This is a genomic window from Ralstonia sp. 24A2 (assembly GCF_051783885.1).
Classification (GTDB): Bacteria; Pseudomonadota; Gammaproteobacteria; order Burkholderiales; family Burkholderiaceae; genus Ralstonia.
The window spans coordinates 2316628-2340712 of record NZ_JBPVZD010000002.1 but is presented as its reverse complement, the minus strand read 5'-3'; the positions used below and the strand labels follow the sequence as shown (position 1 = coordinate 2340712).

The window sequence follows — 24085 nt, the reverse complement described above, 5'->3', positions numbered from 1 at the left end:
ACCATGCGAACGACGGACTGGAACGACTGGGACACTTTTTGCACCGTGGCTACCCTCGGCAGCTTCACGCGTGCGGCTGACCGGCTGGGGCTGCCCAAGTCATCGGTCAGCACAGCGGTGTCACGACTGGAAGGCAAACTGGGTGTACGCCTGTTCGAGCGTAGTACGCGCCGCCTGCGCCTGACCGATGCCGGCGAGGCCCTGCTGCGCGACGCCGGCCCATTGTTCCAGCGGCTGCGCGAAGTGTCGGAAGATGCGGCGGCGACGTTTCAGTCGCCGGCGGGCACCCTGCGCATTGCCATGCCCTATGAATTTGCCGCCAGACAATTTGCCGAGGTCGTGCTGGAAGTCATGCGCGAGCACACCGGTCTGCGCATCGAGGTGGACGTGGCCCCGCGCCAGATCGACCCGCTCGCCCAGGGCTACGACATCATGCTGACGGTGCCGCGCGGGCCGCTGCCCGATTCCGGCCTGGTTGCCCAGCGCGTGTTCGACCTGCGGCGCGCGGTGGTGGTCGCCCCGCAGCTGCTGGAACGCCTGGGGCCGCTCACGCACCCGGACCAGTTGGTCGATTGGCCCTGCCTGGGCGTCTCGAACGAATCCGAATGGCAGTTCCGCACGCCCGGCGGCGAGACCATCAACCTGCCGCTGGATTTCCGCATGCGTACCTCCAACAGCGAACTGCGCATGCAGGCGGCCATCGCCGGTTTGGGTGTCGCACGCATCACTTCCGTATTTGCCACCGACCTGATCGCCTCGGGCGGGCTGCAAGAGGTGCTGACCGATTTCCAATCCCCACCGATGCGCGTGTATGCCATCTTCCCGGGGCGCCGCCTGATGCCAGCCAAGGTGAAGGTGTTCATGGACGCCCTGCACCGCCGCATCGAGCACTCCCGCCAGCATGCCGACGTCCGGCCCACCTTCGTCGACGAAACGACGCCGCCGTGGCCGCCGGAATCCTTGCTCTGACCTTGCCCCAAGACGCTTTCTTCTAGATACCCATACGACGATGCGCCCCTTTGCCCGCTCCCCCATCCGCGTTCTGACGCTTCTCCTGACCGTCGGCACGCTGTGCACGACGGCCTGCTCCCGTGCTGAAGACATCGGCAGCGTCAGCACCAATTTCCGCATCACCGGCTCCGACAAGATCGTCATCGAGGCCTTTGACGATCCGCTCGTGCAAGGCGTCACCTGCTACGTGTCGCGCGCCCGCACGGGTGGCATCAAGGGCACGCTCGGCGTGGCCGAAGACGTGAGCGAGGCTGCCGTGGCCTGCCGCCAGGTCGGCGACATCACTTTCGTCAAGCCGTTGCCGCAGCAGGACGATATGTTTACGCAGCGCCTGTCACTCATCTTCAAGACGCTGCACGTGGTGCGCACGGTCGACCGCAAGCGCAATGTGCTGGTCTACCTGACCTATTCGGACAAGGTCATTTCCGGCAGCCCCAAGAACAGCGTGACGGCGGTGCCGATCCCGGCCAGCCAGCCGATTCCCGTCAAGTAAGCGGCTTCATGCGGCGCTCGCACCGCATTGGTGCGTCGCAACGCAAGCGTGGCGGCCAAACAACGCCGACTGGTGCATACGTAGGCTTACGTATGGTGCATTGCAATATTTGGTCTATCATACGGGTATTCCCTAACCGGGAAATCCCTAAGAGGCCAATCATGCAAAACACGAACGACCTGAAGCTGACCGACCAACTCGAACGCGAACTCATCGAGCGCGAAATGTCGGAAGGTATCTACTACTATCGCCGCCCGTCGGGCCACGCGTTCTCCTTCGCCCAGTTCTTCTCGGCAATCGCGAACCTGTTCAGCACGCAACGCACCGCCAAGGCCTAATCCGCCGTTATTGTCGATGGGCGTGTGCCCGAGCTAGCTGTAGCGTAGTCATCGCAATACCAGCAGTACCGTGCGCCGGCCTGTGTCTTCACACAGCAGCCGCCACACCCGCCAGGTCATGACCGCCTGGTGCCAATCGAGGGCCGGATTCCGGCCCTTTGTCATTTCTGCGGTGCATATTTTGCGCAACCCGTTGCGTGCCGCGGCATCCTCCTTTCGCCCCTGCTGCCCCCAACCGCGCTGCGGTTGTCTTCTCATTCGCCTGTGCTTTACTGAGTAGAGCCGCGACCACCGATATCGAGACCACGCGCGCATTTCCGCTGTAAGAGGAAGGCACACAGCGTGGCACCCGGCGCCCATCCCCCAAGGAGACTTCCATGGCGATCAGCCTCAAGCTGTCGGTCAACGGTGCGCCTGTCACCGTCAGTGTCGAATCCCATACCCTGCTGGTCCAATTGCTGCGCGAGCACCTGCGTCTGACCGGTACGCACGTTGGCTGCGATACCGCGCAGTGCGGCGCCTGCACCGTGCACATGAATGGGCGCGCAGTGAAGTCATGCAACGTCCTGGCCGTGCAGGCCGACGGTGCCGAGGTGACCACGATCGAGGGGTTATCCAAAGATGGTGCGCTGCACCCGATGCAGGAAGCCTTTCGCGAATGCCACGGCCTGCAATGCGGCTTCTGCACCCCCGGCATGGTGATGGCGGCGACCGCTCTGGTCGCGCAACACCCACATCCGGATGAACACATGGTGCGTGAGCAGCTCGACGGCAACCTGTGCCGCTGCACCGGGTATCACAACATCGTGCGCGCCGTGATGAAGGGGGCTGAAGCCATGGCCGAAGACGGCGACAGCGCCTCCCTGCAAAGCCTGGCCGCCGCGCGCGCCCACGCTGCCTGACCCCCAGCGAGGAGACCACCATGAACGCTCCCGCAGAACCCAACAACCACCTGATCGGCGCGGCCGTCAAACGCAAGGAAGACTATCGCTTCCTCACTGGCGCCGGACAGTACACGGACGATGTCGTCCAGGCCCACCAGTCGTATGCCGTGTTCCTGCGCTCGCCTTATGCGCATGCGCGCATCAAACACATCAACGTGGATGCGGCGCGCCACCATCCAGGCGTGCTGGCCGTGCTCACGGGCGACGACCTGGCCGCCGACAAGGTCAACGGCCTGCCGTGCGGCTGGCTGATCCACAGCATCGACGGCACCCCGATGAAGGAGCCGCCCCACCCCGTGATCGCCCAGGGCAAGGTGCGCCATGTGGGCGACCAGGTGGCGCTGGTGGTGGCCGAATCGGTGAAGATCGCCAAGGATGCCGTCGAGATGATCGACGTGGAGTACGACGAGCTGCCCGCCGTGGTGGACACCGTCACCGCGCCGACCGCCGGCTCCGCTGTCCACGATGAGGTGCCCGACAACACCTGCTACACGTGGGGCCATGGCGACAAAGCCGCCACCGATGCCGCCTTTGCCAAGGCCGCGCATGTGACGCAGCTCCATATCGTCAACAACCGGCTGATTCCGAATGCGATTGAGCCGCGCGCCGTCAACGCCAGCTACTCGCGCCAGGACGACAGCTACACGCTCTATGTCGCCAACCAGAACCCGCACGTGGAACGCCTGCTGATGTCGGCCTTCGTGCTGGGCCTGACCGAAGCCAAGGTGCGCGTGATTGCGCCGGATGTGGGCGGCGGGTTTGGCTCGAAGATTTTCCTGTACCCGGAAGATGTGGCGCTCACGTGGGCTTCCAAGAAGGTTGGCCGGCCGATCAAGTGGACGGCGGAGCGGTCCGAATCCTTCCTGACCGACGCGCATGGCCGCGACCATGTCACGCACGCTGAGTTGGCGCTCGATGCGCAAGGTAACTTCCTCGCCATGCGCGTGCACACCACGGCCAACATGGGCGCGTACCTGTCGACGTTTGCCAGCAGCGTGCCGACCATCCTGTATGCGACGTTGCTGGCCGGCCAGTACAAGACGCCTGCGATTTACGCCGAGGTGAAGGCGGTGTTCACGAACACTGCGCCGGTCGATGCCTATCGCGGCGCCGGTCGACCGGAAGCGACCTACGTCGTTGAACGCCTCGTCGAAACTGCCGCGCGCGAAATGCAGATCGACCCTGCAGAGCTACGTCGCCGCAACTTCATCCGCACCTTCCCATACGCCACGCCCGTTGGCCTGACGTACGACACCGGCGACTACGAACCCCTCCTGCAACGCGCCATCGAACTGGCCGACGTGAAGGGTTTCCCTGCCCGCCGCGACGCATCACGTGCCAAGGGCAGGCTGCGCGGCATGGGCTACTCCTGCTACATCGAGGCGTGCGGGCTCGCGCCGTCCAACATCGCTGGGGCGCTGGGGGCACGGGCTGGCCTGTTTGAAGCCGGTGAAATCCGCGTGCACCCGACGGGCTCCGTCACGGTGTTCACCGGCTCGCACAGCCACGGCCAGGGCCACGAGACGACCTTTGCGCAAGTGGTGGCCGATCGTCTGGGCGTGCCCATCGAGAACATCGAGATCGTGCACGGCGATACGGGACGCATCCCCTTCGGCATGGGCACGTACGGCTCACGCTCGATTGCCGTGGGTGGCTCGGCCATCATGAAAGCGCTCGACAAGATCGAGGCCAAGGCCAAGAAGATCGCCGCGCACTTGCTGGAGGCCTCCGCCGAGGACATCGAGTTCAAGGACGGCGTCTTCCGCGTGGCCGGCACCGACCGCACCAAGACCTTTGGTGAAGTCGCGCTCACGGCGTACGTGCCCCACAACTATCCGCTCGACAAGCTAGAGCCGGGCCTCGACGAAAACGCCTTCTACGACCCGACCAACTTCACCTACCCGGCCGGCGCGTACATCTGCGAGGTGGAAGTCGACCCTGATACCGGCGAGGTCCACATTGACCGCTTTGTTGCGGTGGACGACTTCGGCAACATCATCAACCCGATGATCGTCGAGGGGCAGGTGCATGGCGGGCTTGGCCAGGGCATCGGCCAGGCGTTGCTGGAGCGCTGCGTATATGACGAAACCGGCCAGTTGCTGACCGGCTCGTACATGGACTACGCCATGGCCCGCGCCGGCGATCTACCCAGCTTCACGGTGGAAACCGCCAAGGGCACGCCGTGCACGCACAACCCGCTGGGCGTGAAGGGTTGCGGCGAGGCCGGGGCAATCGGCTCGCCGCCGGCACTCATCAACGCCATCGTCGATGCGCTGGCACCGCTGGGCGTGAAGGACATCCAGATGCCCGCCACGCCGCACCGTGTCTGGCAAACCATTCAAGCGGCCAAGGCCTAGGAGCGCACCATGTACGACTTCGAGTACCAGAAAGCCACCGATGCCCAGACCGCCGTCACCGCGCTGAAGACGCACGCAGACGCCAAGTACCTTGGCGGCGGGCAAAGCCTGCTGGCAGCAATGAAGCTGCGGTTGGCACAGCCCTCCACGCTGGTGGATGTCACGCGCATTCCCGGCATGTCGGGCATCCGCTCGCAGCCGGGCGTGATCACCGTGGGTGCGGCCACACGCCATGCCGATGTGGCCGAGAACGCCGACATCGTCCGCATGTTGCCCGCCCTGGCGGAGCTGGCGGGCGGCATCGGTGATCGCCAAGTGCGCGCCATGGGCACGCTGGGCGGGTCGCTCGCCAACAACGATCCGGCGGCGTGCTATCCGGCTGCCGTGCTGGGCCTGAACGCCACCGTCGTCACCGAGCGGCGCAATATCGCGGCGGATGATTTCTTCCTCGGCATGTACGAGACGGCGCTGGCACCCGACGAGCTCATCACCGAAGTGCAGTTTCCCGTGCCGGACCAGGCCGCTTACGTGAAATTCCGCAACCCGGCGTCGCGCTTTGCGCTGGTAGGTGTGTTTGTCAGCCGCAAGGGCAACAACGTACGTGTGGCGGTGACGGGCGCGGCGCCGTGCGTGTTCCGCTGTACGCCGCTGGAGCAGGCGCTTGCCGCCAACTTCACGGCAGAGGCTGCCCGCAAGGTGGTCGTGCCGGCCGATGAATTGGTGGGCGATCTGCATGCCTCGCCGGAATATCGCGCGCACCTGATCCCGGTGCTGGCGGCCCGCGCCGTAGAGCACGCCCTGGCGAAACACCACTAAGGAGCGGCATGCCGGTCGACTCCATCGACGACTGCATCGCGCAACTGCAAGGTCAGGGCTATTTCGCCAGCCGCGAGCTGGCCACGGCCCTGTTCCTCGCGCTGCGCATGCAGCGGCCGCTGTTTCTGGAAGGCGAACCCGGTGTCGGCAAGACCGAGCTGGCGAAGGCTGCAGCCGGGCTACTCGGCACGTCGCTGCTGCGGCTGCAATGCTATGAAGGGCTTGACACCGCCAGCGCCCTCTACGAGTGGGATTACCCGCGCCAGATCATGGCGCTGCGCCTGGCGGAAGCCGCCGGTGAAAAGCCCCACGCCGATACGCTCTACCGTGACGAATTCCTCCTCAAGCGCCCGCTGCTGCAGGCGCTGCTGCCTGACCCTGCCCATCCGGATACGCCCCGCGTTCTCCTGATCGATGAGATCGACCGCGCGGACGAACCGTTCGAGGCATTCCTGCTGGAGCTGCTGTCGGACTTTCAGGTATCGATTCCGGAATTCGGCACGGTGCGCGCACAGGTGATTCCGTTGGTCATCATGACCTCCAACCGCACGCGCGAAGTACACGACGCGCTCAAGCGGCGCTGCCTGTATCAGTGGATCGGCTACCCGGACAAAGCACGCGAGCTGCAGATCGTGGCGCAGCGTGCGCCCGAGACCGCCGCCCGCCTGCAGCAACGCGCGGTGGATTTCGTGCACCGCCTGCGCGGCATCGACCTGTTCAAGGCGCCGGGCATTGCCGAGGCCGTCGACTGGTGCCGTGCACTGGCCGCGCTGAACGTAACGGAACTCGACCCGCAATCGGTACAGGACACGCTGGGCGTGCTGCTCAAATACCAGGACGACCTCGCCCGCGTGGACGCGCCGACCATCGAGCAGTTGCTGGCCGCATCGGCGTTGCCGGAGTAGCCATGGACACATCGGCCGTGCCGCCCACGCCGTTACCCATCCTGGCCCGCAACGTGACGCACTTCGTGCGCTTGCTGCGCAATGCCGGTATGCCGCTGGCACCCTCGCGCGCCGTGGATGCCATCGAAGCCATGGCCCACATCGACATCGGCCGCCGTGATGACGTCGAGGCCGCCTTGTCCGCCCTGCTCGTCTCGCACCCAGACGAGCGCACGCTGTTCGATGCCGCGTTCAATGTGTTCTGGCGCGACCCGGACTGGGAAGGCAAGCTGCGCGCCCTGTTGCTGCCCAAGGTGCGTGGCGGCATTCCGGCCCCGCGCAGCAACCGCCTGGCCGATGCGCTGCGTGCGCAGCCATCAACGAACCTGCCACCCGGCCCCCAGCCCGATGGCGAGCGCCATGACATCGTTGCGCCGCTGGCGTTTTCCGCCAATGAAGCACTGCGCACGCGCGACTTCGACACGCTCAACGCGCAGGAATGGCGCACGCTACAACACATGATCCGGCGCCGACGCGCGCATCTGGCGCAGGAACGCACACGCCGGTTGAAAGCGGCCTCGCGCGGGCGCCATCCGGACCTGCGCGCAACGGCCCGCCAGGCCGTACGCGCCGGTGGTGAATGGACCGGCTGGAAGTACCGCCAGCCCGTCGACCGCACACCGCCGCTCGTGCTGCTGCTCGACATCTCCGGATCGATGAGCCGCTACTCGCGCGCGGTGCTGTACTACTGCCATGCGCTGGTGCAATCGCGCGAGCGCATCCAGGCCTTCCTGTTCGGCACGCGGCTGACAAACGTGTCGCGGCATCTGCGCGAGCGCGATCCGGACATTGCCGTGCAAGCCATCGCGCAGCTCGTGCCGGACTGGTCCGGCGGCACGCGCATCGGCGCGGCGCTGGCGGAGTTCAACCGCCGCTGGGCACGCCGCACGCTGTCCGGCCGCGCCACCGTGCTGCTCGTGACCGACGGGCTCGACCACGAACACATCGACCTGCTCGACGCCGAGATGGCCCGCCTGGCCCGCTTCGCCCACCGCGTCGTCTGGCTCAACCCGCTGCTGCGCTTTGCCGGCTTCGAGCCGCGGGCACGCGGTGTGCGAGCCATCCTGCCGCATGTCGACGCGATGATGCCGGCGCACCATTTCGATAGCCTGGCTGCGCTAGAACAGGAATTGGCGCATGCTCGGTATGCCCCCACTCCAGCCCGCCCGAGCGCACCATGGAACTGACCCAGACCCACCTCCTGCCCGTACCTCTGCAGACCGCCTGGGATGCGCTCAACGATCCGGCCGTGCTGCAGCGCTGCATCCCCGGCTGCGAGAGCATCACCGCCGCTGGCGAAGGTGGCAATCCCGCCTACGAGGTCGCCATGACCGCCGCCGTCGGCCCCGTCAAGGCGCGCTTCAAAGGGCGCATGGAACTCACCGACATGGCGCCGCCGCGCAGCTACACCTTGCATTTCGACGGGCAGGGCGGCGCCGCCGGTTTCGGCAAGGGCAGCGCACAGGTGCAACTCGCGCCCGAAGGCCCGACGGTCACGCGGCTGTCCTACACCGCCACTGCACAGGTGGGCGGCAAGCTCGCGCAGATCGGCTCACGTTTGGTCGACGGTGCTGCACGCAAGCTGGCGGATGAGTTCTTCCAGCGTTTTGCCGCAGAGTTCGGCCCCGCAGCCGATGGAACGGCCGTGCTCGACAGCAGGCCCGCTGAACAGGCCATCCCGGATCTGGCGGCCGGCGAACTGCGGGCGCATGGGGCACCGCCCCATGACGATGGGGCGCCGATCATCAGCCCTGCCGTGCAGCCTCGCAATCCGTGGCCGTGGATCATCGTGGCCGTCGTGGCCGTGGTGGCCGCCTACCTGTTTTTGCACCACGGGGCATAATCGGGCATCCCCCGCATTGAATAGCGCTCAATAAGCGCAGGAAACGCATCATGGACAGCGTCGATCTTGAAGTCTTGAAAACCAGCGTGCGCTGGCTGGCACAGGGGCGGCGCGTGCTGCTCGTCACCGTTGTGAAGACGTGGGGCTCGTCGCCCCGGCCCGAGGGCGCCATGCTCGCGCTGCGGGATGACGGTGTGGTGGTCGGCTCGGTCTCGGGCGGCTGCATTGAAGACGACCTCATCGACCGCGTCCGCCGCGAGGGCTTGCAGCAGGTCAAGCCCGAGGCCGTCAAATACGGCATCAGCGCGGAAGAAGCCCACCGCTTTGGCCTGCCCTGCGGCGGCACGCTACAGCTCGTGCTGGAGCCGCTGAACGCCGCCAGCGGTCTCGACGCCTTGCTGCATGCCGTGGAAGGCGGCCAGCTCGTCGCCCGCACGCTCGACATGGCAACGGGCGCGACGCTGCTGCAGCACGCCACCGTCACGGATGGCCTGCAGTTTGACGAAGAACGCCTGGTGACGATTCACGGCCCGCGCTATCGGATGCTCGTCATCGGCGCCGGGCAGCTCTCGCGTTATCTGTGCCAGATCGCCGTGGGCCTGGATTACCAGGTGACGGTGTGCGACCCGCGCGAAGAGTACAGCGAGGAATGGGACATCCCGGGCGTTGCCATGGTCCGCACCATGCCCGACGACACGGTGATGGCCATGAAGATGGATGAGCGCTGCGCCGTCATCGCCCTCACGCACGATCCCAAGCTTGACGACCTGGCGCTCATGGAAGCGCTCAAGACACCGGCCTTCTACGTGGGCGCGCTCGGCAGCCGCCGCAACAATGCCAGCCGCCGCGAACGCCTGAAGGAGTTCGATCTGTCCGAGGCGGAATTGGCCCGCCTGCACGGCCCGGTGGGCATCTATATCGGCAGCCGCACGCCGCCGGAGATCGCCATCTCCATACTGGCCGAGGTCACGGCGGCCAAGAACGGTGTCTCTCTGCCGACCATTCTGCAGGTGGAAGGGGCCAAGGCTGCGCGCGAAATTGCAGCAAATGCCACGTCCAGTTGCGCAGTGCCGCATGCGTGAAGTCAACTTTCTAGCGTGAAAGGTCTACAAAAGGACGTGCCGAAAGGCGCTTGAAAGGTTACATTCTTATAACTCGCTGATTCTGCGCGGGCTTCCGGCCGCACCGTACAACACCTGTGATGCGGCGCGGCGAGCCTCGCACCCTGCGCGCCCGCCGGATGTGCCCGTTCTGGGCTTGCGCGCACCACCAGCGTTTCGTGTCCGCGCATGCAGCGCCGATGCCGTTGTTTGCAGGCGAGTTGGTCGCTCGCCTCGCACGTCAAAGATTTCGAGCTTTCTCGCATGAGTATTCTGCTAACCGGCGCGACCGGTTTTGTGGGCGGCGCCATTGCCGCAGATTTGGCAGCCAAAGGTTTGCTAGCCGATACGCGTTTTGCCGTGCGTGGTGACACGCAGGCGGACGGGCTCGCGCGCCTGCGCAGCAACCTGCGCCGGTTTCAGATGCCTGAGTCCTTGCTGGACGGCATCACCGAGTCGCAGATCGTGCTGTTCGACCTGCGTGAAGGCGGCGCGGCCACGCTGGGCGATCCGGAAGTCATCATCAACTGCGCGGCACTGGCTACGTTCTCCAACCATCCGTCGCTGTGGGATACCAACGTGGGCGGTGTGCTGGCGCTGGGCAAACTGGCCGCACAGGGCTCGCGCCTCAAGCGCTTCCTGCAGATCGGCACGGCCATGTCGTGCGGCCAGTTGGCCAACCGCCATGTGCATGAGAGCTGGGATGTGCCGCCGATCGAGCAGCATGCCGTGCCCTACACGTATTCCAAGGGAATGGCCGAGCTGAAGCTACGTGAAGCCGTGCCCGAACTGCCGCTGGTCGTGGTGCGGCCGTCCATCGTGGTCGGCCACAGCACGCTGGGCTGCGAGCCCTCGGGCAGCATCTTCTGGATGCTGCGCATGGTGGCCATGCTGGAGACCTTCAGCTGCCAACTGTCGGATCGCGTCGACATCCTGCCTGTGGACGACTGCGCCGAGGCCATCGTCCGTCTGGCGACCAAGCCCACGCTGGCGCACGACCTGTACCACATCAGTGCCGGCGACGCGAACTCCGAGCGCATCGAAACACTGTACCCGCGCTTCAAGCGCTGCAAGACCCCAGAAGAAGATGCCCAGGCGCTGGCCGGGTACGTGTATCAGAAGAAAATCGCTGAGAAAGCCTTGGCACGTAAATTCCTGAGCATGACGGGAGATGGCAACGTGCGACTGGTCGCGCGTTGCATCCACCTGTACGCCAAGTTCGCCAGCATGAGCTACGTGTTCGACAACACGCGACTGGTGCAGGAGACCGGCTTCCAGCCGCGCTCCCTGCTCGCCTACCTCGACCGCTGCCTCGAGACGTCGGACGCTGTGCCGATTCCCGAGCAGATGCAGTGGGACTATAAGTAGCCGTCGGGTCCACCCGGCTCGCACGGCGTGTCATGGCGCCGTGCTATAACCATCGGCGCCTCATTTAGCACCTGAGCAAGACTCCGGTCTGCATAACAAGGAGCCGCCGATGCAGCTGCAAGCCATCACCCATCTCAACTTCGCCACACTGTTGGATTCATTCATCAGCCTTGCCGCCGCGTTTGCGCTCGGCTCGCTGATCGGTTTCGAGCGACAGGTCAGGCAGCGGACAGCGGGTTTGCGCACCAACGCCCTAGTGGCAGTCGCAGCGGCTGCCTTCGTGGACATGGCTGCGCAGATCGGCACCGCATCGGATACCACCCGCGTGATCGCCTATGTGGTCTCGGGGGTGGGCTTCCTGGGCGCCGGCACCATCATGAAGGAAGGGCTGAATGTACGCGGACTGAACACCGCCGCGACGCTGTGGGGCTCGGCCGCCGTGGGCGCGGCAGCGGGCTCGGACCTCATCGGTCAGGCGGTGCTGATCTCGTTGTTCGTGCTGGCATCGAACATTCTGCTGCGCCCCGTCGTGAACCGAATCAACCGCACGCCACTGGACAACCAGGCCAGCGAAGTCACGTACACGATGTGCGTGATCTCCACAAGCAACCGCCAGAAGGAAGCCCTGGCCGATCTGGAACGCCTGCTCGAAGAAGCCAGCTACCCGATCAGCGATCTGTCGGTCGAGCCCTTTGGCGAGGACCACGTGGAAATCGAAGCCATGCTGATGTCCACCGCAGTGAATGCCGCCGAGCTGGACCGCATCGTCGCGTCACTGCAGGCTCAGCCGCACGTTGCTCAGGCGTTCTGGAACCCGAGTACGACCGAGTAATCGCTCAAAGCTCCTGCGTTGCCGCCAGGGCGAAGATCTTCGCCCAGCGCTTCGCTTCTTGGCGATTGCGCATCGGGATCGGCCATTCCGCCTGCGCCTGATGCTTCAGGCGCAAATCCAGAGACCACGTTCCATCGCGTTCAACCGCATCGGCGCCGGCAATATCGGCAAAGAGGAATCGCGCGTCCTGGTCATGCAGGCACAATGACCCGCGCTTCTGTTCGGCGTCGACGGCAACCCGCCCCCAACTCCCGCTCAGAGACACGATCCGCTGCCCTTTCACGTTGACGCCATGCACCGCGCGATAGCGGCGGACAAGGCTGACGACGGCCCCGGCGATGAGCGCCGCTGCAAGCAATACCGCTGCGCCGCCTGCCACGGCTCCGTAAGCCGAGGCGACTTCTGCGTACAACCGGACTGCGCCGTAGATGAGCAGGCCAATCAGCGCAAGTGCGGCAATGATGAACGGCATGGTGTGATTCCTTGGTCCTTGAGTGAGCGTTCCGGTTATATCAACCGAAATGCCGCTCAAGGCAAGTCATTGCCACACATGCCGATCAAAACGACCGCTTGTATCAAATCCGGTATCGATACGGTCAGGCCAGCCGGAAGGCCGCGATGGCGGCGTTCAGCACCTGCGCCTGCTCTTCCAGTGATTCGGCCGCTGCAGCCGCCTGCTCCACCAGTGCGGCGTTCTGCTGCGTGGCTTCGTCCATCAGCGTGACAGCCTTGTTGACCTGTTCGATGCCCGAGCTTTGCTCGTTGGAGGCGGCAGCAATCTCGCCCATGATGTCGGTCACGCGGCGGATGGAGGCGACGATGTCCTCCATCGTGGTGCCGGCGCGCTCAGCCAGCGAGCTGCCCGTTTCCACCTTGGACAGCGACGCCTCGATCATCTCCTTGATCTCTTTGGCCGCTGCGGCGCTGCGCTGCGCGAGGTTGCGCACCTCGCCCGCGACTACGGCAAAACCACGACCCTGCTCGCCGGCGCGGGCGGCTTCCACGGCGGCGTTCAGCGCCAGGATGTTGGTCTGGAAGGCAATGCCGTCGATCACGCCAATGATTTCCGACACCGTACGCGACGACGCGCTGATCTCGCGCATGGTCGCCACCACGTCGGTCACCACCGCGCCGCCCTGGCTGGCCACGTGCGAGGCGCTGTCGGCCAGTTGGCTGGCCTGACGGGCGTTGTCAGCGTTCTGGCGCACGATGGAGGTCATCTCTTCCATGCTGGACGCGGTTTCTTCCAGCGAGCTGGCCTGCTCTTCCGTGCGTTGAGACAGGTCGGCATTGCCGGCAGCGATCTGCTTGGTGGCCGCGCCGATCGATTCGGAGCCGGTGCGCACGCGGCGCACGGTGTCGGTCAATGCACCTTGCATGCGGGCCAGACCTTCGAGCAGACGGCCCATCTCGTCCCCGCGGTCGACGTGCACGGGCTGTGTCAGGTCACCCGCGGCAATGCGGTCGAACTGCGCCAGCGTTGCGTTCAGCGGCCCGACAATGGCGCGCAGCAGCGACCATGCGCACACCAGCGCCACCAGCAATGCAAAGACGATGGCGGCAATCACGATCATGCGGAAACGCGCATAGGCTTCGCGCGACTCATCGTAGTTGGCCTTGGAGAAGGCGAGCTGCTTCTTGCTCAGTGCCAGGCTGGTGTCATTGGAATCGCGAAACGCCTTGGAGACGCCCTTATCCATGATCTTGTCGGCCGTGGCGCGGTCGCCGGCGCGCAGTGCCTTGATGATGTCGCGCAGCGTGCCCGATGCGGCCTCACGCTTGGTGGCGACATCCTTGGCCAGACGTTCCTCTTCATCGTCGCGCGGCAGGGCCAGGTATTTCTTCCACGCCTCGTCCGAGCGTGCGATCAGCTCTTCGGTGCGGTCGAGCAGCTGCATGGCACCCTTGTCTTCCGGATACAGCATCGCCTTGTCGAGCGCGGTACGGGCGCGCGTCAGACTCAGGTCGGATTCGCCCAGAGCAAGCGCAGACGGAAACTGATTGGTGAAGGTCTGTTCGTGCGCGCGATTGGCATCACGCAGGCCAAGCAGCCCGGCCACGCCAATCAGCAGGGCGAGCAGAAACAAAATGGAAACCGTGAGCACCAGACGGGTGCGGATGGTCAATCGGGCGGACATGGGCGCAGGAGGGCAACAAGCGGAGTGACGTGCGCGGCTTCTCACGCAGGCGCGACCATCGCGCCGGGCGGCCGGCTACCTTGGCACTATCGGTCACCCACGACGGGAACTTGAGGGCGGCATGCACAATGCATCACCTGACACCGCCCTTGCCCCGAGGCATCAGCCTGCCTTGCTGCCGCGCGCCTCGCGGTAGTCGTCCGCAAACTCCGCCCACTGTTTGAGCGACACCTTGCGCCCGTGCGTCGCCAGCTTCAGCGCAGACTTGCGCCACGCCGTGCCGGCAGCGTAGTCCTGCACCGTCTCGACCAGGTCCGTCCCGAGACGGCCACAACTGCGCAGATGGCACCATGCAGCCACGCGAGCCATAGTCTGCAGCGCATCGTCCAGGTTGGCGACGACGTGTTTGCCGGAGCCCAGCGCCACACGGTCAGCCGTCGGCTGCAGGCTCTTGACCACGTACGACTTCGGCTTTTCGCCCTTGGCCCCGTAGACCACGCCGCGCAGCAATGCCGGCGAGATCGCCTGCGAGATGCGCTGAATGCCGACCACGCGCCCGGCTTCGCTATGCCACGGCGCCACGCTGCACGAATCCCCCAGCACATCGGCCCAGACGCTCGGTACGGAGAGTTTGATGTCGATCAGGCGCAGGGTATCGGGGTCGTTCTCCGGGCGGGCCAGTACTGAATAGCGTTCCAGCCCAAGACTGCCGGTGCCGGCAATGCGGCGCGCCACATCCACGGCAACGAAGCGCTGGCCATGACCGTTGCCCTGCTCGGAATAGGCCTGGAGAATGCGGCGCGCACGGCGGACCTCATCCTTGCTGGCACGCAATGTGCGGCGTCCATCATTGCGCAGGTTGATCTGGTTGCCGTTACGTTCCGTGCGCTCGGCAATGTAGGCCGCGCGGTTGCGCCTGCGCAGATCGCGCAGCAGCGTACGCACGATACCGGTGGCGGTGGCACGCTCTACCCAGCGCGGTTTGCCGTCAACGAGCGCCGTGGCATAGGTGTCGAGAAACCGGCGGCAGAGGTTGTTCGCGTCTTCATCGGCCAGCTTCCAGCTATATGCAGCCACCTGCAGGCTCGACAGCACGCGTACGAGATCGACGGTAAACGGCGCGGTCAGCGCTTCGTCGAAATCGTTCATGTCGAAGTAAACGAGGCCGTTGTCGCCCTTGAAGCTGCCGAAGTTCTCCAGGTGCAGATCGCCGCAGACCAGTGTGCGCGGCGCCTCGTGCAGCAGCGGTGCCTCGATCATCGATGCCGCGTACAGATTGTTGGTGCCGCGGAAGAAGGAGAACGGATCGGCAGCAATGGCGGCCAGCTTGCGCGTGAGGCGCTCTGGGTCTCGCCCAGCGTTGTACTCAAGAATGACGCGGGTACTGTCGTGCATGGTCACGGCCCTATCGATTGTTGGAGTGGAGTGCAATGCCCTCGAAAATCGAAGATTACGCCCTGATTGGTGATTGCGAAACCGCCGCACTGGTTTCGCGCGACGGGTCCATCGATTGGCTGTGCTGGCCTCGGTTCGATTCAGGTGCCTGTTTTGCCGCGTTGCTGGGCACACCCGATCATGGGCGCTGGCAGATCGCGCCACAGGGTGGAGCGCGTTCGATCCGCCGCCGTTACCTGCCTGGCACGCTTGTGCTGGAGACTGTGTTCGAGACCGGCACCGGCACCGTCAGCCTGACCGACCTGATGCCTGTACGCCTGCCGGGCACGCCCAGCGCGCGCGACGATACGTCGGATCTCGTGCGCATCGTGCGGGGTATTTCGGGCGCGGTTGCCATGCGCATGGACCTGACGTTGCGCTTCGACTACGGCGCCTCCGTGCCGTGGGTCAGCCGCGTGGTCGAAACCACCGGCGCCCCTGCCGACAGCGCATGTGACACCCCCGACTGCGTGCTACGAGCCATTGCCGGCCCCGATATGGTGACGCTGCGCACGCCGGCCCCGCTTCGTGGCGAGAACCTCTCCACCGTGTCCGAGTTCACGGTGACCGAGGGCGAGGCCATGCCCTTCGTGCTAACGCACTCCCCATCGCACCTGCCGCTGCCGGCCTCCATCGACGCCCTGGAAGCCCAGTTCGACATCGAGGCGCGCTGGCGCGCGTGGTCGAGTCGGTGCCACGGCGCCGGTGAATGGACAGAGGCCGTCGAGCGCTCGCTCATCACACTCAAGGCGCTGACGTATCACCGCACCGGCGGCGTGGTCGCCGCGCCCACGACGTCGCTGCCCGAACGGCTCGGCGGCGTGCGCAACTGGGACTACCGCTACTGCTGGCTGCGCGACGCCACCCTTACGCTGCTCGCCCTCATGAACGCCGGCTACTACGACGAGGCAAGCGCCTGGCGCGCCTGGCTCGAACGTGCAATCGCAGGCAGCCCAGCGCAGGTGCAGATCATGTACGGCATTGCCGGCGAACGCCGCCTGGGCGAATGGACCATCCCCTGGTTGCCCGGCTATGAAGGCGCGCAACCCGTGCGCATTGGCAACGCTGCCGCCTTGCAACTCCAGCTCGATGTCTACGGTGAACTGATGGACGCGCTCTACCTCGCCCGCAAAGGCGGCCTGGCGGGCGACGACGCTTCATGGCGCTTGCAGCTCGCATTGATGACGCATCTGGAAGACATCTGGCAGTCCCCCGACGAAGGCATCTGGGAGGTGCGCGGCCCATCCCGGCACTTCACCCATTCCAAGGTGATGGCCTGGGTGGCCTTCGACCGTGCGGTCAAATGCATCGAGCAATTTGGCGTGGAAGGCCCACTTGAGCGCTGGCGCGCCGTTCGCGACCGCATTCATGCTGAGATCTGCACGCGCGGCATCCACCCACGCCGCGGCTGTTTTGTGCAGAGCTACGGCGGTGAAGAGGTGGATGCCGCCTTGCTGATGCTGCCGCTGGTTGGTTTCCTGCCCGCGACGGACAAGCGCATCCAGGCCACGGTGCGCGCCATCGAGGAGGATCTACTGGTCGATGGTCTCGTGCGCCGCTATCGCACGGAGGCCGTGGCGGATGGTCTGCCGGAAGGCGAAGGCGTCTTCCTCGCGTGCAGCTTCTGGTACGTCGACAACCTTGTCCTCCAGGGCCGCGACGAAGAAGCGCGCACGTTGTTCGTGAAGCTGCTGGCGCTGCGTAACGATGTGGGCTTGCTCTCGGAAGAGTACGACCCACGCGCATGCCGGCTGGTCGGCAACTTTCCGCAGGCGTTCTCGCATATCGCACTGGTGAATTCAGCGCTGACGCTATCTGCCGCCGCCGATCACGTCAGCCAGCGAACAGGGGCCCAGAACCCCGAATCCTCCGCCCCGGTAAAATAGCGGCCGAACTGACTCAACTGCGGATTCCACCGCCCTTGCCACCATGCCTGACGACATCTCCAGTGCGGCTGAAAGCACCCTGCTCGGCCGCCCCGACAGCCCGTGCGTCGGCATCTGCTCGACCCTTTTCGACGAGGTTTGCCAAGGCTGTGGGCGCACCCAGCTGGAAGTCAGCAACTGGGTCTTCATGACCGATGAGGCGCGCAACGCAGTCTGGACGCGCATCCTGGCCGAAGGCACGGCCCAGGGCTACAACCCCGACGGCAGCCGCAAGTAAGCCCCAAAAAGAAAACCCGGCCGAAGCCGGGTTTTTCATTGCTGCTGTAGCCCTCGTCAGGCCGTTTGCGCAGGCTTGAGCTGAAGCGCCTTGTACTCCAGGAACTCCTCCAACCCGTACTTGCCGTTCTCGCGCCCGTTGCCGGACTGCTTGTAGCCGCCAAACGGCGCCTGCATGTTGAACGGCCCGCCGTTGATGTCGACCTGCCCGGTGCGGATGCGTCGCGCCACGCGAATCGCCCGCGCCTCATCCCCCGACCACACGCCGCCACCCAGGCCGTAGATGCTGTCGTTGGCAATGCGGATGGCTTCGTCCTCGTTGTCGTAGCAGATCACGGTGAGCACGGGGCCAAAGATTTCTTCGCGTGCCACCGTATCGGTGGTTTTCACGTTACCCAGTACCGTGGGCTTGACGAAGAAGCCGGTGGACAGGCCCTCCGGCGCATCAGCGCCACCAGTGATGAGGTCGGCGCCCTCTTCCAAACCCTTGCGGATGTAGCCCAGCACACGATCGCGCTGCACAGCGGAGATCAGCGGGCCCAGGCGCGTGGTTTCCTGCGCCGGGTCACCCGGCACATAGGCCGCAGCAAACTGCGCAGCCAATGCCTTCACCTCTTCGTACTTGGCGCGCGGCACCAGCATGCGCGTGTGCGCCGAGCAGGTCTGCCCCGAGTTCAGGAAGCAGGCCGACAGCGTGCCCTTGACCGCCGCCGACAGGTCCGCGTCATCGAGGATGACCGAGGCCGACTTGCCACCCAGTTCCAGTGCCACGCGCTTGACCGATTGCGATGCCAGCTCGGCCACGCGCTTGCCTGCGCGCGTCGAACCCGTGAACGACACCATGTCGACATCCGGATGGCTCGCCAGCACCTCGCCCACCACCGGGCCATAACCCGTGACGAGGTTGAACACGCCCGGCGGCAAGCCGGCCTCTTCAATGACTTCCGCCAGCACGAACGCGTTGAGCGGCGCCACTTCCGATGGCTTGAGCACCACCGTGCAGCCAGCAGCCAGTGCTGGCGCCACCTTCAGCGTGATCTGGTTGAGCGGGTAGTTCCACGGCGTGATGGCGCCCACCACACCCACCGGCTCGCGCACCACTAGGGAGTTGCCTACCTGCTCTTCAAACTCGAACTTGCTGAGCAGCTTGGCGAAATTGCCCCAGTTGTAGACCGGACCGCCCACCTGGATCGCGCGCGCCAGCTTGATCGGCATGCCGACTTCACCCGCAATCAATTGCGCGAGTTCCTCGCTGCGGGCCTTGAGGCCGTCAGCAATCTTCTGGATGTACTCGGCACGCTTGGCCACGGGCGTGGCGGCCCAGCCATCAAACGCGGCGCGTGCTGCCGCCACCGCGGCTTCGGCATCGGCAGCGCTGCCTTCAGGGATCGTCCCCATCACCTCTTCGGTGGCCGAATGAATCACTTCAATGACGCCCTTGCCCTGCGGCGCCACCCACTTGCCATTGATGAAAAGCTTGTCGCGTTGCTGCATCGTTGCTTGTCTCGCTCTGGTGGATGCGCGGTTTGCGCGTTGTGCTATCCGGGTTGCGACTGAGATCGGCGCGCCCCCGGGGCGGTTATGATCGTCCTATTGTAGAGCCAGCAGAGCGCGCACTGCAGACGCGCCGGCCGAGGGAGACAAGCATGACCGCCAGCATCTATCAGAAGACGGACAAGGGGCAGGAAGAAATCCGAACACGCGCCTACCACCTGGATCAGAAGCACCGCGCGCTGCTGCTGATGGTCAACGGCGAGAAGACCTGTGATGAGATCCTCATCCAACTTGCACCCCTGGGCATGAACCGGGCGGTATTCGACGAGTTGGAGCAAGGCGGATATATCCGATCACATGGGGTTGGGGCAACGCCCGCCAAAAGTGAGCCGGCCTCCGCACCGGACACCCCTGCCGCACCTGTGCCAAACGCTACCTCCGGCGAGCACGGTGTTGAAGGCTATCAGCGCCTCTACCGCTTCTATACGGAAACCATCAGCCGTTACCTCGGCCTGCGCGGCTATCTGCTCGAAATGAAGGTGGAAAAGGCCGGCAATGTGGCCGACCTCGTCGCTCTGCGCGAAACGCTCAAGGCCGCCCTTGCCAAGGCGCGCGGCGAAACCGAGGCCAGCAACGTGATCGCGCAGCTTGATCTGTTGATTGACGAAGCAACAAGCTAACGCATCCGAGGCATTGAAGAACGCTTGCGGCCGAGCCTCCTGCGGGAAGTGCCACTGCTCTGCGCACGATACGCCGGGCCGCTAGAAGCCCAGGTCGCTCAGGCCCGGATGATCGTCAGGACGGCGGCCCAGCGGCCAGTGAAAACGGCGGTCAGCTTCGCGTATCGGCGCATCGTTGATGCTTGCGAGGCGACGGCGCATCAGCCCGTTTTCGTCAAACTCCCAGTTCTCATTGCCATAGGAGCGGAACCAGTTGCCGCTGTCGTCATGCCACTCATAGGCAAAGCGGACAGCAATGCGGTTCCCGTGGAACGCCCACAGTTCCTTGATGAGCCGGTAATCCAGCTCGCGCTGCCACTTGCGTGTCAGGAAGCCGACGATTGCCTCGCGCCCCTGTACGAACTCGGCACGGTTTCGCCATTGGCTGTCGACGGTATAGGCGAGCGCGATTTTCTCAGGGTCACGGCTGTTCCAGCCATCTTCGGCCAAGCGGACCTTTTCGATGGCGGTTTCCAAATTGAAGGGTGGAAAGGGCGGGCGCTGGGTGCTCATTGGCGGTCTCCATGATTCGCGAGGCGAGCACGTAGCTCGGCGTTTTCGGTTTCGAGCTCGGTCAGCCGATCGCGAAGCGGACGGACTGCCTCGCTGACTTCCTGCTCGGTAAAGCGCGACGTGATGTGCTGCGGGCAATTCCAGTCGAAGCTCGCGAGGTGCAGCCGGAAGATGCGTTCGGGCGTCGCCCGGTAGCCGGGCACGGCAACGCGTTCAGCCAGCTCCGGAGCCGCATCGAGTGCCAGCGTCTCAACATGGACATACATCTTCAGCCGCGCACGATGCGCGTAGTCCATCAAAAAGAGACAAGCACGATCGTCGGCCGCGAGATTGCCTGTGCTGATGTATTGGCGGTTGCCACGATAGTCGGCAAAGGCGAGCGTGCGGTCGTCCAGTAATTTGAGGAAACCGCGCGGGCCGCCGCGATGCTGCACGTAGGGCCAGCCCGTCTCTGAAACGGTTGCCATGTAGAAGCTGTCGCGATCGGCAATAAAGGCCGCTTCGTTGTCGGTGAACCGGTCGAATTCGCGGTGCCCCTTGAAGCCCTGCCAGACGTGCTCGACACCCATGCTGGCCTGCACACCCCGGACGCTGGGCGTCACGGCAATCACGAGAAAACCATACGACATGGGGGGGCTCCTCTCGTAAGAAAGCAGACCAGGGTTTCAGATGCCCCGGTCCATCGTCATCAGCCGCAAGGGCGGCGCGCACGACGGGAATCCCTGGGGAGTCGAGCCGGAACGCGCTCGACGAAACCGATCATGCCTCTTTCCATCCTTATTGATAATCCGGCAATATCAATAACGTCCCTACCAATTTTTGGAAGAATCAGATGGATCGCCTGGAAGCCATGTCGATGCTGGTGGCGGTCGCGGAGCAAGGCAGCCTATCCGCGGCAGGACGCGCGTTGAAGGTGCCGCTGGCGACCCTCAGCCGCAAGATTTCCGACCTCGAAGCGCTGGTTGGCGCGCGCCTGCTGATCCGCTCGACGCGCAAACTCGCGTTGACGGATGCCGGTATTGCCTACATTGCGGCTGCACGTCGCATCCTCGAAGCGGTCGAGGATGCCGAGCGAGAAGCTGCCGGCGAGTTCACCGTGCCCAAGGGTGAATTGGTCGTCACCGCACCACTCATGTTTGGGCGCTTGCATGTGCTGCCCGTTGTCGCCGATTTCCTGGCGGCGTTCCCCGAGATCAACATCCGGCTGATCCTGTCCGATCGGAACGTGGATCTGATCAGTGACCATGTGGACATGGCCGTGCGCATTGGAAAGCTGCCCGACAGTTCGATGGTGGCAACGCAAATCGGCGTCATGCGAACCGTCACGTGCGCCAGCCCCGGGCTCCTTGCCGATCGCAGCACGCCGCAGGTCCCCGACGACTTGCTGCACCTTCCCTGTGTGGCCGTGGATACGCCCATGCCGTCGCCATCGTGGTGGTTCCGCAATCCGCAGTCAGGCACCGCGATCGACGTCTCCATCCTGCCGCGCCTGAGCGTCACGACTCCGGAAGCCGCGGCACAGGCTGCAGTCTGCAAGGTCGGCTTCGTCCGATTGCTGCATTACCAGGCGGCTGAGGCTGTCGCGCGTGGCGAGTTGCAGATCCTGTTGGAGACGTACGAGCCGGAACCCGCGCCCATTCATCTTGTGCATGCGGCACGTGGGCAAATGCCGTTGAAAATGCGTCGCTTCCTTGACTTTGCCGCGCCGCGCCTCCGGCAGGCACTCAGCGAGATCCATTCCCCTCGGATCCAGTAAGCAACGCGCCCGCCTTACGTTGCGCGAAACTCCGGAAAAACAAAGGGCCGCACATTGGCGGCCCTTCGGTTGCGGCAGGGATGCTACCTCAGACTTCTACGCCCTGGCTCTGTAGATACTCGTCGTACGTGCCGAGGTAGTCGGTGAGCGTGCCGTCCGGGCGTACTTCGATGACGCGGGTGGCCAGGGCGCTGATCAGCTCGCGGTCGTGCGACACGAAGATCAGCGTGCCTTCGAACTTGTCCAGCGCGATCTGCAGCGACTCGATGGACTCCATGTCCATGTGGTTGGTCGGCTCATCCAGCGCCAGCACGTTGTGGCGGCCCAGCATCAGCTTGCCCCAGATCATGCGGCCCTTCTCACCACCGGAGAGCACCTTGACGCTCTTCTTGATGTCGTCGGCCGAGAACAGCAGGCGGCCCATCGTGCCGCGCAGGGATTGGTCATCGTCGCCGGCCTGCGTCCACTGGCTCATCCAGTCCATCAGGTCGCGGTCTTCGGGGAATTCTTCGTACGTGTCCTGCGGCATGTAGCCGACGTTGGCATTCTCGGCCCACTTGACGGTACCGCCGTCGATCTCGATGCCGCGCTGCACGCCGGTTTTGACCGCACCGTTGAGCAGCGAGCGCAGCAGCGTGGTCTTGCCTGCGCCGTTCTCGCCGATGATGGCGATCCGTTCTCCGGCCCGCACGGCCATGGTCAGGTTGTCGAAAATCTTGCGGTCGTACGTCTTGCGCGCGTTTTCGGTCTCGACGGCCAGGTTGTGCAGCTTCTTCTCGAACTCGAAGCGCACGAACGGGTTCTGACGCGACGACGGCTTGATGTCTTCCACCTTGATCTTGTCGATCATCTTCAAACGCGACGTGGCCTGACGCGCCTTGGACTTGTTGGCCGAGAAGCGGCGCACGAAGTCTTGCAGATCGGAGATGCGTTCTTTGGCGCGTGCATTGGCGGCCTGCAGGCGTTCACGTGCCTGCATGGAGGCTTCCATGTAGTCGTCGTAGTTGCCCGGGTAGACCTTGAGCGTGCCGTAGTCCATGTCGGCCATGTGCGTGCAGACCGAGTTCAGGAAGTGGCGATCGTGGGAGATGATGATCATGGTGGAATTGCGCTCGTTGAGCACCGACTCCAGCCAGCGGATCGTGTTGATGTCGAGGTTGTTGGTCGGCTCGTCCAGCAGCAGCACGTCCGGGTTCGAGAACAGCGCCTGCGCCAGCAGCACGCGCAGCTTCCAGCCGGGCGCGACGTCGCTCATCGGGCCGTTGTGCTGGTCGGTCGGGATGCCGACGCCCAGCAGCAGTTCACCGGCACGTGCTTCGGCGGTGTAACCGTCGTACTCGGCGTACTTGGCCTCCAGGTCGGCGGCCTTCATGTAGTCGTCGTCGGTGGCTTCCGGGTTGGCGTAGATGGCGTCGCGCTCCTGCGCGGCGGCCCACATTTCGGTGTGGCCCATCATCACCACGTCCAGCACGCGCATGTCTTCATAGGCGAACTGGTCCTGGCGCAGCTTACCCAGGCGCACGCCCGGTTCCAGCATGACGTTGCCTGCGCTCGGTTCCAGGTCGCCGCCCAGGATCTTCATGAAGGTCGACTTGCCGCAACCGTTGGCACCGATCAGGCCATAGCGATTGCCTTCGCCAAACTTGACCGAGATATTCTCGAACAAGGGCTTGGGCCCGAACTGCATGGTGATATTGGCGGTGGAAAGCACGTGGAAACCTTGATTTGGAAAGCGGTGATCTGGCGCGGCAAGCACTTGGCCGTTCGCCATTTAGAGAACCTGGGATTTTACCATCCGAGCGTGACCCGGATGGGCGGGCGGC

General features: G+C 64.6%; 23 protein-coding genes. 16 read left to right on the top strand and 7 right to left on the bottom strand.

What is annotated here, in order from left to right:
- Positions 1-3 precede the first annotated feature (3 nt).
- The 12 genes from ACS13N_RS15790 to ACS13N_RS15735 all read left to right on the top strand — a co-directional run bounded on the left by ACS13N_RS15790 (position 4) and on the right by ACS13N_RS15735 (position 12046).
- The gene (locus ACS13N_RS15790) at positions 4-969 is read left to right on the top strand and encodes a LysR family transcriptional regulator (RefSeq protein WP_438932506.1); all 966 of its coding nucleotides are present in this window, start codon (positions 4-6) and stop codon (positions 967-969) included.
- A 40-nt stretch (positions 970-1009) separates the two neighbouring features.
- A complete protein-coding gene (locus ACS13N_RS15785; RefSeq protein WP_021194452.1) occupies positions 1010-1504 on the top strand; it encodes a CreA family protein in 495 nt (164 codons plus the stop codon).
- Positions 1505-1665: 161 nt separating this feature from the next.
- Positions 1666-1842 carry a hypothetical protein gene (locus ACS13N_RS15780; protein ID WP_021194451.1) on the top strand — a complete coding sequence of 59 codons (177 nt, stop codon included), beginning with the start codon at positions 1666-1668 and terminating at the stop codon, positions 1840-1842.
- Between the two features lie 377 nt (positions 1843-2219).
- Positions 2220-2744, top strand: coding sequence for a (2Fe-2S)-binding protein (locus ACS13N_RS15775; RefSeq protein WP_438932505.1), 525 nt, complete (start codon positions 2220-2222; stop codon positions 2742-2744).
- 20 nt (positions 2745-2764) lie between these two features.
- Entirely contained in the window at positions 2765-5143 is a 2379-nt protein-coding gene (locus ACS13N_RS15770) for a xanthine dehydrogenase family protein molybdopterin-binding subunit (RefSeq protein WP_438932504.1), read from the top strand.
- Positions 5144-5152: 9 nt separating this feature from the next.
- Entirely contained in the window at positions 5153-5959 is an 807-nt protein-coding gene (locus ACS13N_RS15765; RefSeq protein ID WP_438932503.1) for an FAD binding domain-containing protein, read from the top strand.
- An 8-nt stretch (positions 5960-5967) separates the two neighbouring features.
- Positions 5968-6864, top strand: a complete 897-nt coding sequence (locus tag ACS13N_RS15760) for an AAA family ATPase (RefSeq protein WP_438932502.1) — start codon at positions 5968-5970, stop codon at positions 6862-6864.
- Positions 6865-6866: 2 nt separating this feature from the next.
- Positions 6867-8090 carry a vWA domain-containing protein gene (locus tag ACS13N_RS15755; protein WP_438932501.1) on the top strand — a complete coding sequence of 408 codons (1224 nt, stop codon included), beginning with the start codon at positions 6867-6869 and terminating at the stop codon, positions 8088-8090.
- Positions 8081-8746, top strand: coding sequence for an SRPBCC family protein (locus ACS13N_RS15750; protein ID WP_438932500.1), 666 nt, complete (start codon positions 8081-8083; stop codon positions 8744-8746). The genes ACS13N_RS15755 and ACS13N_RS15750 overlap by 10 nt, the downstream gene beginning before the upstream one ends.
- 50 nt (positions 8747-8796) lie before the next feature.
- Positions 8797-9828: an XdhC family protein gene (locus tag ACS13N_RS15745; RefSeq protein ID WP_438932499.1), complete on the top strand. Its 1032-nt coding sequence runs from the start codon at positions 8797-8799 to the stop codon at positions 9826-9828.
- 282 nt (positions 9829-10110) lie between these two features.
- The gene (locus tag ACS13N_RS15740; RefSeq protein WP_438932498.1) at positions 10111-11214 is read left to right on the top strand and encodes an SDR family oxidoreductase; all 1104 of its coding nucleotides are present in this window, start codon (positions 10111-10113) and stop codon (positions 11212-11214) included.
- 109 nt (positions 11215-11323) lie between these two features.
- On the top strand, positions 11324-12046 hold the full coding sequence (locus ACS13N_RS15735; protein WP_438932497.1) for an MgtC/SapB family protein: 723 nt from the start codon (positions 11324-11326) through the stop codon (positions 12044-12046).
- A 4-nt stretch (positions 12047-12050) separates the two neighbouring features.
- Here the strand turns inward: ACS13N_RS15735 and ACS13N_RS15730 are convergent, their stop codons facing one another.
- The 3 genes from ACS13N_RS15730 to ACS13N_RS15720 all read right to left on the bottom strand — a co-directional run bounded on the left by ACS13N_RS15730 (position 12051) and on the right by ACS13N_RS15720 (position 15579).
- Positions 12051-12518 carry a hypothetical protein gene (locus ACS13N_RS15730; protein WP_438932496.1) on the bottom strand — a complete coding sequence of 156 codons (468 nt, stop codon included), beginning with the start codon at positions 12516-12518 and terminating at the stop codon, positions 12051-12053.
- A 124-nt stretch (positions 12519-12642) separates the two neighbouring features.
- Positions 12643-14184 carry a methyl-accepting chemotaxis protein gene (locus ACS13N_RS15725; protein ID WP_438932495.1) on the bottom strand — a complete coding sequence of 514 codons (1542 nt, stop codon included), beginning with the start codon at positions 14182-14184 and terminating at the stop codon, positions 12643-12645.
- Positions 14185-14346: 162 nt separating this feature from the next.
- On the bottom strand, positions 14347-15579 hold the full coding sequence (locus ACS13N_RS15720; protein WP_438932494.1) for a DUF2252 domain-containing protein: 1233 nt from the start codon (positions 15577-15579) through the stop codon (positions 14347-14349).
- A gap of 35 nt (positions 15580-15614) precedes the next feature.
- Here ACS13N_RS15720 and ACS13N_RS15715 point away from each other — a divergent pair, with 35 nt between their 5' ends.
- Together ACS13N_RS15715 and ACS13N_RS15710 are read left to right on the top strand one after the other, a co-directional pair.
- Positions 15615-17504 (top strand): glycoside hydrolase family 15 protein, encoded by a 1890-nt coding sequence (locus ACS13N_RS15715; RefSeq protein ID WP_438932493.1) that lies wholly within the window; start codon positions 15615-15617, stop codon positions 17502-17504.
- Between the two features lie 43 nt (positions 17505-17547).
- Positions 17548-17781: a DUF1289 domain-containing protein gene (locus tag ACS13N_RS15710; RefSeq protein ID WP_438932492.1), complete on the top strand. Its 234-nt coding sequence runs from the start codon at positions 17548-17550 to the stop codon at positions 17779-17781.
- A gap of 56 nt (positions 17782-17837) precedes the next feature.
- Here ACS13N_RS15710 and ACS13N_RS15705 read toward each other — a convergent pair whose 3' ends face one another.
- Complete coding sequence (locus ACS13N_RS15705; RefSeq protein ID WP_438932491.1) at positions 17838-19274, bottom strand: aldehyde dehydrogenase family protein; 1437 nt, start codon at positions 19272-19274, stop codon at positions 17838-17840.
- A 152-nt stretch (positions 19275-19426) separates the two neighbouring features.
- Between ACS13N_RS15705 and ACS13N_RS15700 the strand changes: the two genes are divergently transcribed.
- The gene (locus ACS13N_RS15700; protein ID WP_438932490.1) at positions 19427-19954 is read left to right on the top strand and encodes a hypothetical protein; all 528 of its coding nucleotides are present in this window, start codon (positions 19427-19429) and stop codon (positions 19952-19954) included.
- An 81-nt stretch (positions 19955-20035) separates the two neighbouring features.
- Here the strand turns inward: ACS13N_RS15700 and ACS13N_RS15695 are convergent, their stop codons facing one another.
- Positions 20036-20506, bottom strand: a complete 471-nt coding sequence (locus ACS13N_RS15695) for a DUF1348 family protein (protein ID WP_438932489.1) — start codon at positions 20504-20506, stop codon at positions 20036-20038.
- Positions 20503-21135, bottom strand: coding sequence for a pyridoxamine 5'-phosphate oxidase family protein (locus ACS13N_RS15690; protein WP_438932488.1), 633 nt, complete (start codon positions 21133-21135; stop codon positions 20503-20505). The genes ACS13N_RS15695 and ACS13N_RS15690 overlap by 4 nt, the downstream gene beginning before the upstream one ends.
- A gap of 203 nt (positions 21136-21338) precedes the next feature.
- Between ACS13N_RS15690 and ACS13N_RS15685 the strand changes: the two genes are divergently transcribed.
- Positions 21339-22262 (top strand): LysR family transcriptional regulator, encoded by a 924-nt coding sequence (locus ACS13N_RS15685; protein WP_438932487.1) that lies wholly within the window; start codon positions 21339-21341, stop codon positions 22260-22262.
- 88 nt (positions 22263-22350) lie between these two features.
- On the opposite strand, the gene ACS13N_RS15680 is transcribed toward ACS13N_RS15685, so the two are convergent.
- Positions 22351-23973, bottom strand: coding sequence for an ABC-F family ATPase (locus ACS13N_RS15680; RefSeq protein WP_438932870.1), 1623 nt, complete (start codon positions 23971-23973; stop codon positions 22351-22353).
- Positions 23974-24085: the final 112 nt, after the last annotated feature.